2 protein-coding genes are annotated in these 1,817 nt (G+C 57.0%); one reads left to right on the forward strand and one right to left on the reverse strand.

Features of this window, described 5'->3' with window-relative positions:
• Positions 1-224, forward strand: a 224-nt coding sequence (locus M8370_RS23215) for a hypothetical protein (protein ID WP_250021858.1), incomplete at its 5' end; no start/stop codon positions are given.
• 230 nt (positions 225-454) lie between these two features.
• Here M8370_RS23215 and M8370_RS23220 read toward each other — a convergent pair.
• Positions 455-1,420, reverse strand: coding sequence for an ArdC family protein (locus M8370_RS23220; protein ID WP_117143025.1), 966 nt, complete (start codon positions 1,418-1,420; stop codon positions 455-457).
• Between the last annotated feature and the right edge of the window lie 397 nt (positions 1,421-1,817).

Consider the following 1,817-nt stretch of genomic DNA (forward strand, 5'->3'; position numbering starts at 1 on the left):
TCGTCTTCGTATCGCCTGACGGTTCGGCCTGCCCGGAGTCGTTCTGGTCAGCAAGGGCGCGCAGCGTGCCATTTACCCTTGCTGTCCAGGTTGTGACGGGGGACGATTACCGGAAGCTGATACGCAGGAGGAAGGCATCACAGGAGAAAATGACGATGTGCACACCCGGACTTACCGCCCCTTTAGCTGCGGCGGCGAAAGCCGTTACGTCATTTTTTACGTAAGACATCGCGCCGTTACGTATCCCGGATACGTAACGGCTACCGCCTGAAAAAGGGTTCATTTTTTTTGAATCTGTCCGGTTTATTTTTCCGTGCCGGCCTCAGCTGCAGGACGTCCTGCAGCTGAGGCCGGCCGCGTTACAGAATTCTAAAAAACAGTGACTTATATAATTCCCTCCCTGATTCTCTCTCTTTCAAAAATTCTGAAGCCCTGCACCGCAGGGCTCCAGCTGTCAGCAGTCCATCAGCCAGCGGTGCGCTTTTGAGGCCGCTGCCGCCGCTTTAAAGATGTAGCGCTTGTCTCCCTTCAGCGCTTTCAGCCAGGACGCGATATAGCTTTCATGCTGCACCTCTCCCGTAATCCCCAAATCCGCCAACAGAAACGCGCTGCCCAGCTCGGCGATCAGTTCCTCAAACGCATACGCCTCAGAGCCAAACTTATTGCCTTTTTCACGATTGAGGCGGGACGCTGCACCCGTCCAGTGAACCAGCTCATGCAGGCCGGTGGCGTAGAAGTTCGCCGCGTCCGCGAAGCGGAACCGCTCCGGCAGGACGATTTCATCGGTGGCCGGACGATAGAACGCCTTTACGCCCTGCTCGGTGATTTTTGCCCCGCTCCGGGTCATGAGTGCTTCCGCCTGCGGCAGCGGATCGAAACCGGCAACCGGCTGCGGCACGCTCTCGATGCTCAGGCCGTCGATTTGCTCCACGTTAAACACGGTAAAGGCTTTCAGCATCGGGATTTTTTCGATTTCCCCGTCCTCGTCCTCTTTCTCCAGCGTCTTGTAAAAGATGGCCGTCGTGCCGTGTTCACCTTTACGAACCTGGCCGCCCAGTTCCTGCGCCTGTTTGTAGGTCAGCCAGCGCTCGTCCTGAAAACCCTGTTTTGCCGCACTACACCACAGCAGCATGATATTAATTCCGCTGTATGCCGTGCCGGTGCTGAAGTTGGCCGGTAATCCCACCGCTGCGCCGTTGCGAACCCACGGACACACCCACGGCTTAACGCCGCTTTCCAGGGCTGCAATGATGCTGTCCGTTACTGTCTGGTAAAGGTCTGTTTTGACTGCGCCAGCACGGGCTTTGCTTTTGCCCCTGGAAAATTTCGTTTTTGGGGAGCCTGACTGCTCCAGCGGGGATACGCTGGTCGCCGGTGCAGCTTTAGGGGCGGTTGTCTGGGTGTGCAGGTTCATCGTCATGGTCGTTTCTCCGTCAGTGTAAATTTCGTCTTCGTATCGCCTGACGGTTCGGCCTGCCCGGAGTCGTTCTGGTCAGCAAGGGCGCGCAGCGTGCCATTTACCCTTGCTGACAAGGTTGTGACGGGGGACGATTACCGGAAGCTGATACGCAGGAGAAAGGCATCACAGGAGAAAATGACGATGTGCACACCCGGACTTATCGCCCCTTTAGCTGCGCGGGTGAAACTGCCCTTCAGCGTCCGGGAGGACGGGTAAAAAAAGCACTGACGACGTCAGTGCTGCCTTTGTGACATGCGGTGTTACACTGCCTCTGCCGGTCAGTTCGCCCTTCCTGAAACCGGGGGCGGTTTGTTTTCGGGGACGTTCTGACCGGCTATCCCCCCCATCACTTGCAGAA

This window comes from Enterobacter cloacae complex sp. OE43NF (assembly GCF_023544405.1).
In the GTDB taxonomy this organism is placed as follows: domain Bacteria; phylum Pseudomonadota; class Gammaproteobacteria; order Enterobacterales; family Enterobacteriaceae; genus Enterobacter; species Enterobacter cloacae.